The 6,889-nt window shown below is 27.6% G+C and carries 10 protein-coding genes and 1 riboswitch; of the genes, 8 read left to right on the top strand and 2 right to left on the bottom strand.

Annotation, left to right across the window (positions count from 1 at the left end; all coding sequences use genetic code 11):
- Together ACRDDY_RS10835 and ACRDDY_RS10830 are read left to right on the top strand one after the other, a co-directional pair.
- Window positions 1-416: hypothetical protein (locus tag ACRDDY_RS10835; RefSeq protein WP_438564966.1), on the top strand; the 416-nt coding region annotated here is incomplete at its 5' end.
- Window positions 409-735: a hypothetical protein gene (locus tag ACRDDY_RS10830; protein WP_438564965.1), complete on the top strand. Its 327-nt coding sequence runs from the start codon at window positions 409-411 to the stop codon at window positions 733-735. The genes ACRDDY_RS10835 and ACRDDY_RS10830, both read left to right, overlap by 8 nt.
- Before the next feature lie 102 nt (window positions 736-837).
- On the opposite strand, the gene ACRDDY_RS10825 is transcribed toward ACRDDY_RS10830, so the two are convergent.
- Entirely contained in the window at window positions 838-1,233 is a 396-nt protein-coding gene (locus ACRDDY_RS10825) for an RrF2 family transcriptional regulator (RefSeq protein WP_438564964.1), read from the bottom strand.
- A gap of 268 nt (window positions 1,234-1,501) precedes the next feature.
- On the opposite strand from ACRDDY_RS10825, the gene ACRDDY_RS10820 reads away from it, so the two are divergent.
- Window positions 1,502-1,936, top strand: a complete 435-nt coding sequence (locus ACRDDY_RS10820) for a globin domain-containing protein (protein ID WP_438564963.1) — start codon at window positions 1,502-1,504, stop codon at window positions 1,934-1,936.
- A 158-nt stretch (window positions 1,937-2,094) separates the two neighbouring features.
- Here the strand turns inward: ACRDDY_RS10820 and ACRDDY_RS10815 are convergent, their stop codons facing one another.
- Window positions 2,095-2,838, bottom strand: coding sequence for an MBL fold metallo-hydrolase (locus ACRDDY_RS10815; RefSeq protein ID WP_438564962.1), 744 nt, complete (start codon window positions 2,836-2,838; stop codon window positions 2,095-2,097).
- Between the two features lie 243 nt (window positions 2,839-3,081).
- Between ACRDDY_RS10815 and hcp the strand changes: the two genes are divergently transcribed.
- From hcp to crcB (ACRDDY_RS10790), 5 genes are all read left to right on the top strand, one after another.
- A complete protein-coding gene (gene hcp, locus ACRDDY_RS10810) occupies window positions 3,082-4,728 on the top strand; it encodes a hydroxylamine reductase (RefSeq protein WP_438564961.1) in 1,647 nt (548 codons plus the stop codon).
- Window positions 4,729-4,853: 125 nt separating this feature from the next.
- Window positions 4,854-5,207: a hypothetical protein gene (locus ACRDDY_RS10805; RefSeq protein ID WP_438564960.1), complete on the top strand. Its 354-nt coding sequence runs from the start codon at window positions 4,854-4,856 to the stop codon at window positions 5,205-5,207.
- A gap of 122 nt (window positions 5,208-5,329) precedes the next feature.
- Window positions 5,330-5,391: riboswitch (Fluoride riboswitch) on the top strand.
- Between the two features lie 63 nt (window positions 5,392-5,454).
- Window positions 5,455-5,841 (top strand): fluoride efflux transporter CrcB, encoded by a 387-nt coding sequence (crcB, locus tag ACRDDY_RS10800; RefSeq protein WP_438564959.1) that lies wholly within the window; start codon window positions 5,455-5,457, stop codon window positions 5,839-5,841.
- Between the two features lie 22 nt (window positions 5,842-5,863).
- Window positions 5,864-6,193, top strand: coding sequence for a DUF190 domain-containing protein (locus ACRDDY_RS10795; protein ID WP_438564958.1), 330 nt, complete (start codon window positions 5,864-5,866; stop codon window positions 6,191-6,193).
- 381 nt (window positions 6,194-6,574) lie between these two features.
- Window positions 6,575-6,889 (top strand): fluoride efflux transporter CrcB (gene crcB / locus ACRDDY_RS10790; RefSeq protein WP_438564957.1); only part of this gene is annotated, 315 nt, incomplete at its 3' end.

The following is a 6,889-nucleotide window of genomic DNA, read 5'->3' as shown; positions in this document are numbered from 1 at the left end:
GAATGATAAAAAGAGGAAAGATAGAGATTAATTTACCTATTACTAAGAAGGCATTAATCATAACATTTATTACTCAACTTATAGGGTATATAATAGGAAATGACTTATTTAAAGGAAGTATTTTAAGTAAGGCTATATGTATCGGTGTAAGTATATTAATAATGATATTTGGTGCAGCAGTAATTTACGTTACAGATGTTAAAAAGTGTAGCATTTTAGATGGAATTGCAATTGGTGTAAGATTAGCTATAAAAAATATAAATGAATTTATAGGTTTAATAGAAACATTATTACCAGTAATATTATTAATATTTATTACTTTTGGAATCGTTTTAGTATTTGAATTTACCTATATACAGACAATGTTTTTTTTAGTTATTGATGAATTATTAGAAAGGGAGTGCTATAATGAGTAGATATTTAACTGAAGAAGAAGTAAATAATTTAGAAAAAATGGGACTGTCTGAAAATGAAATAAAAAAGATAAAGGAAATTTTAAAATGGTATCATAAAAAAGGAAGCAATTTAGATGTAGAAATTAACGGTGAAGCTATTTTAAAGTTATCTAATTTAAAAGATTTATTGAAAGAGCCAGAGGTTTATGGAGTTTCAGGTAGCGGAAGTCTTAGAGAATTAGTTTTAAGAAAATTAGATAGTGAAAACAGATATTTATTATATGGAATTATTATAATAGCAGTATTACTAATAATATCAAGCTTGATTAATTATTTATAATAGAGAGCTAAGATAGGTAAAATTGAAGATTATATAAATAAGATTAAGTAAGTACAGTAAAAATTTCTACTGTACTTACTTAATCTTTGTTTTTATAAATCTTTAAAGTGCATCAGCTAAAGTATATTTTTTAAATTCATTAAAAAAATTAATTCGAGCAGTATTAACTATAGATTTTAATTTACAGTTGTTGCAAAAATAGGGGCAGGAATTATCATCCTTAAAACACTCTACTATATTTGTATTATCTTCTGTAATATCTAAAACGTCACCAAGATTAATTTTTTCAGGAGGTAGTCCTAACCTGATTCCACCATTACGTCCTTTTATAGAAGTAACAAAATCAGTTTTAGCAAGCCTGTTTATTATTTTCTTTAAATGATGTTCAGATATATCTAGATCTTTAGCCATTTCTTCGATATTACAAATTCTGTTTCTACTTAGAGCTAAATACATTAAAGCTCTAAATGAGTAATCACTAAATTTTGATAATTGCATAATATTTTTTTAGTTGTTAAAGCCTTAAAAAACAACTGACTCCTTTATGTACGATTTTTATATTTTATATAAGGTTTTAAAATTTATGGTTAATATTTTATGTGATTTTTTTATATAGTTCTATTATAAATGAAAAATATTAAAAAAGTATGGATAAATTTAAAAGTGCATTTAACTTGCACATTTAAAAAATATGTAGTATATTAAATATAGAAAATGAATATTAGAAGAAAATAAATATTATATAGATAAATTAGGAGATGTTATTATGTTAGATCAAAAGACAAGAGAAATAGTAAAAAGTACAGTACCAGTTTTAAAAGAACATGGAGTTGAAATTACAACAGAGTTTTATAATGATATGTTTGAGAGATATCCACAAGTAAAACAAATGTTTGATATGGGAAAACAAAAATCAGGAGCTCAACCAAAAGCATTAGCTATGACCATTTTAGCAGCAGCTCAAAATATTGATGATTTATCAGTTCTAGCACCAGCAGTTGAAAAAATTGGACATGTTCATGTAGATGCAAAAGTTAAAGCAGAGCATTATCCAATAGTTGGAGAATGTTTATTAAGAGCTATAAAAACTGTTTTAGGTGATGGAGCTACTGATGAAGTTATTGAAGCTTGGGGAAAAGCTTATGGAGAAATTGCACAAGTATTTATAGGTGTAGAAAAAGATATGTACGCAGCAAAATAAAAATATATTTTCTATAAGATTATAAAATAAAGATAAAGGTTTTTTTAATAATAAATATGCTTAAGAAAATGGGCTTAGTAAAAGTGATTTTTACTAAGTCTATTTTTATGAAAAAAACCTACTAATAAATTATTTAATTTATTAGTAGGATAAAAGAATTATCTGCTTTTAAAAAGCTTGTGTATTGACTCATTTACATCATGAGTATATAAACCACCATGATAACAAACTATCATTTCAATATCATATGTAGATAATTTTTCTAATGAAGTTTTTATAAGACTGTTATCAAAATTCATAGTTTCATTACCAAGTGCTAAATTTTCATCTTCTATAAAGAACAGATCTCCAGCAATTAAAAGTTTACTTTCTTTAAAGTAGAAACATGTATGGCCTATAGTATGCCCCGGAGTTTCAACAACTTCTATACCACCTGCATAAGGAAGTACTTCTTTATCCGTAAGGATAGAATCAACTCTTACTTTAGTATGAGCAAATCCTTTTTTAAACATGTGATATCTTTCCATCATATCTTTATCTAAATGTTTAAGATTAGCTTCAAGCTTTGCAAGTTTATGAGGTGTTTTAGTACCATCGATAAATGGAACTTCATCTTTACTTGCTAATATTTTTAAATTTTTATTTTTAGATTTTTTAATTATAGCTTTTGCATTTCCAACATGGTCTATATCATGATGTGTTAAAAGAATAATATCTAAATTATCTATAGTTAGATCTATTTCTTTTAAAGCATCTTCAAACATAGAAAGTTGGTTTGGAAAACCTGTATCAATTAGAATGTTAGTACTATCTGTTTTTATTACAACAGGATGTAGAAGCATAGTTCTATCACCTAATGTAGCACTTATGTTTAACATATAAATATTTTCTGCAATTTTCAAAATAATCATCTCCTTTTAATAAGTATATTACACTATATTTATACTAAATATGAGAAATACTAATATGTGTTAATATATTGTTTAATATATTATTGTTTAAATATTCGGAAAATTGTGATTTACTTAGAAGTAAGAAGAGTAAATAAACGTAACATAAGTTACAGAAATTAAATTAAATAGGTAATATACTAGAAACATAGATAAATGAAAGAAAAATAAGTAAGTAAAGTGGAGGAATAAAAGATGAGTATGTTTTGTTTTCAATGTCAAGAAACAGCAGGATGTAAAGGGTGTACAGTAAGAGGTGTATGTGGTAAAACTGAAGATGTTGCTAAAATACAAGATTTATTAATATTTGTAACTAAAGGACTAGCTACTGTAGCAGTTGAAGGAAGAAAAGTTGGTGTAACTAGTAAGATTGTTGATAAGTACATAACTGAAAATTTATTTATAACAATAACTAATGCAAACTTTGATTTTAAAGCAATTGAAGCTAGAGTTAAGGAAACTTTATCTTTAAGAGAAGAGTTAAAAGAAGAGGTTAGTGCTAAAGGTGGAAATCCAATTGGTGAAGATTTAAGAGGATGTGCAACTTGGATTGGAGCTACTTCAGAAGAATTCTTAAATAAAGCTGCAGAAGTTGGAGTTTTATCGACTGAAAATGAAGATATAAGAAGTCTAAGAGAGCTTGTAGTTTATGGATTAAAAGGTATGTCAGCATACATGAAACATGCTATGAACTTAGGATTTGATGATGATAACATACATGCATTTATGGCTGAAGCTTTAGTTAAGAGTTTAGATGATAGATTAAGTGCAGATGAGTTAACTGCATTAGCTTTAGAAACAGGTAAGTATGGTGTTGATGGAATGGCTTTATTAGATAAAGCTAATACTGAAAGTTATGGACATCCAGAAATAACTAAAGTTGATATTGGAGTTAGAACAAACCCAGGAATATTAATCTCAGGACATGATTTAAGAGATTTAGAAATGTTACTTGAACAAACTCAAGGTACAGGAGTAGATGTTTATACTCATGGTGAAATGCTTGCAGGACAATATTACCCAGCATTTAAAAAGTATGAAAACTTTGCTGGTAACTACGGAAATGCTTGGTGGTTACAAGATAAAGAATTTGCTACATTTAATGGACCAATATTAATGACTACAAACTGTATTACACCTGTAAAAGATGCTTATAGAGATAGAATTTTTACTACTGGTGCAGTTGGATATGAAGGATGTACTCATATTGAAACAAATGAAGATGGAACTAAAGATTTCTCAGAAATTATTGAGTTAGCTAAAAAATGTGAAGCGCCAACTGAAATAGAAAAAGGTGAAATTGTTGGTGGATTTGCTCATAACCAAGTTTTAGCATTAGCTGATAAAGTTGTAGATGCAGTTAAAACTGGAGCAATAAAAAAATTCTTTGTAATGGCTGGTTGTGATGGAAGAGCTAAATCAAGAAATTACTACACAGAGTTTGCAGAGAAATTACCAAAAGATACAGTTATATTAACAGCAGGATGTGCTAAGTTTAAATATAATAAATTAGATCTTGGTGATATTGGTGGAATTCCAAGAGTATTAGATGCAGGTCAGTGTAATGATTCTTATTCATTAGTTGTAATAGCATTAAAATTACAAGAAGTATTTGGATTAGATGATGTTAATGAATTACCAATAGCATATAATATAGCGTGGTATGAGCAAAAAGCTGTAATAGTTTTATTATCATTATTATACTTAGGAGTTAAAAATATTCACTTAGGACCAACACTTCCAGCATTCCTTTCACCAAATGTAGCTAAAGTTTTAGTTGAAAACTTTGGAATTGCAGGAATAGGAACTGTTGAAGATGATATGGAATTATTCTTATCATAAAATTGATTAGGATAATATAAGATAATAAGCTTAGTAGAAAATTTTCTACTAAGCTTATTTTTTTAGAGAAAATAATGATATAATATAAATATATACAAAATAGAAGATATATTGGAGGAAATAATATGGGGTTTTTAGATAAAATGAAGGATTTTGCAGAGGATGCAAGCAAGAATGTTACATCAACATCTAAATCATTAACAGCTAAAGCAGATACGAAATTAAAAATTTCATCTTTAAATAAAGAGATAGAAGAGGCACGTGTAAACATAAGAAAGGTTCATGAAAAAATAGGAGCAGCATTTTTAGATGAGTACCAAAATCAAATTCCTATGGAAGATGGAACTGTGATAGACGCAATTAATGAGATAAATAAAAATAATGATAAAATAAGCGATGCAAAGCTTAAGATACTAGATGAAGAGGATGCATTAAAAGAAAAGCTAAGTGATATTGAAAGATCAAAATATAATGATTAATATTTTTAAATTAATATATAGTTAACAGAATGTTTATTGAGAAAAGTAATGAATTTATCTATAATGTAATTAGTACAAAAGAAAAATAAGTTATCAATTAAAGATAAGTTATAATAAACAAAAGAAAAATAGGTTATGGAGTTAACCTTTAACCGCTTTAAAAGCTAATGACTCCTACAGATTACATATATAATTTGTAGGATATTAGCTTTTTTTTAATGGAAAAAAATACATAGAGGTGAAAAAAATGCAAAAAATTCAGTTAGTTCTTTTAGTAGGATGTGGAGGGTTCATTGGTGCAGGTCTAAGATATATTATTTCTTTAGGTGCAACAAGGGCTTTAGGAACACATTTTCCATATGGAACATTAATAGCAAATATCTTAGGAGCAATCATAATAGGATTCGTTATGAAATTAAGTTTAGAGTCAGCGATGATCTCTCCTAATATGAGATTATTTTTAACAACAGGAATGATGGGTGGACTTACAACATTTTCAACATTCTCTTATGAGACTATAGGTCTTTTAAGCAGTGGAGAGATTGGTGTTGGAGCACTTAATATTGGTGTGAATGTGGGACTTAGTTTAATAGGTGTTGTAATTGGTATGGCAATTGCAAGACTATTAGTATAGATAATTTTAGGAGGATGGTAATATGACTAGTATTCAAACAGCTAAATTAGTTAAAATCTTTATAGAAGGTAGCGATAAATTTGGACATGAACCATTATATAAAGCGATTATTGAAAAGTTAGAAAAAGCAGGCTTATCAGGTGCAACAGTTATGAGAGGAATAGAAGGATTTGGATCTAGCAAAGAAATACATTTAGATTTATTAGAAGTAATGGCTAGAGAATTACCAATTCTTATAGAAGTATTAGTACTTGATAAAGAAAAATTAGACAAGCTTGTAGAAGTAGTGTCACCTATGATGAAAACAGGAAAAATTGCAATAACAGACAATGTAACTGTATTATCATTTTAAGTTAGAATATGAATGTATGATTTAAGTTTTTTTTGAAGTTTAAATCTTAGATTGAGTTATTCGAACTTGTTAATAAATTATATAAACTTATTTTTGAAAAGAGGGTTTATAAGGAACTTTTTGTAGTTCTTTGTAAGCCTTCTTTTTTTTGTAGTTTAAAAGTAAGAAGTAAGAATTGGATTTTAAAAAGAAGTGCATATTGTGTTTTTATGATAAAAAATTGACTAGATCAATTGACATTGATAATACTAAAGGAGTTACAAAGTGAAACACAAATAAAGTATTTACGACATATGTGTGAGCAGATGAGAAAATATTTTTTGAGAGTTGGGGGGTATTATTTTTTTTCTAATGGTGCAAACTATGGTTGAGGTGATGTAAATGCAGAAAATTTTTTTAGTAATTTTAGTTGGGTGTGGCGGATTTATTGGTGCATCATTAAGATATGTAATTTCTTTAGGTGCTAAAGGAATTGGAACATCATTTCCCTTTGGAACATTGATTGCAAATATTTTAGGTGCACTAATTATAGGATTTGTAATGCAGTTAAGTTTGGATACTGCATTAATTTCAGCAAATACTAGGTTATTCATAACAACAGGAATGATGGGTGGACTTACAACCTTTTCGACATTTTCTTATGAAACTATTGGTCTTTTAACAACAGGACAAAGTGGATTAGGTATAGTAAATATT

Source organism: Clostridium sp., assembly GCF_051656525.1.
Classification (GTDB): domain Bacteria; phylum Bacillota; class Clostridia; order Clostridiales; family Clostridiaceae; genus Clostridium.
Note: the sequence above shows the minus strand (reverse complement) of the source record. Positions and strands in the feature narration are given on the sequence as shown.

What these genes read in the sequence shown, in the direction of transcription:
- crcB (WP_438564959.1), top strand. Translation starts at nt 5,455, where the DNA reads ATGCAAAAAATTCAGTTAGTTCTTTTAGTAGGATGTGGAGGGTTCATT.
- ACRDDY_RS10805 (WP_438564960.1), top strand. Translation starts at nt 4,854, where the DNA reads ATGGGGTTTTTAGATAAAATGAAGGATTTTGCAGAGGATGCAAGCAAG.
- ACRDDY_RS10825 (WP_438564964.1), bottom strand. Translation starts at nt 1,233, where the DNA reads ATGCAATTATCAAAATTTAGTGATTACTCATTTAGAGCTTTAATGTAT.
- ACRDDY_RS10820 (WP_438564963.1), top strand. Translation starts at nt 1,502, where the DNA reads ATGTTAGATCAAAAGACAAGAGAAATAGTAAAAAGTACAGTACCAGTT.
- hcp (WP_438564961.1), top strand. Translation starts at nt 3,082, where the DNA reads ATGAGTATGTTTTGTTTTCAATGTCAAGAAACAGCAGGATGTAAAGGG.
- ACRDDY_RS10795 (WP_438564958.1), top strand. Translation starts at nt 5,864, where the DNA reads ATGACTAGTATTCAAACAGCTAAATTAGTTAAAATCTTTATAGAAGGT.
- ACRDDY_RS10830 (WP_438564965.1), top strand. Translation starts at nt 409, where the DNA reads ATGAGTAGATATTTAACTGAAGAAGAAGTAAATAATTTAGAAAAAATG.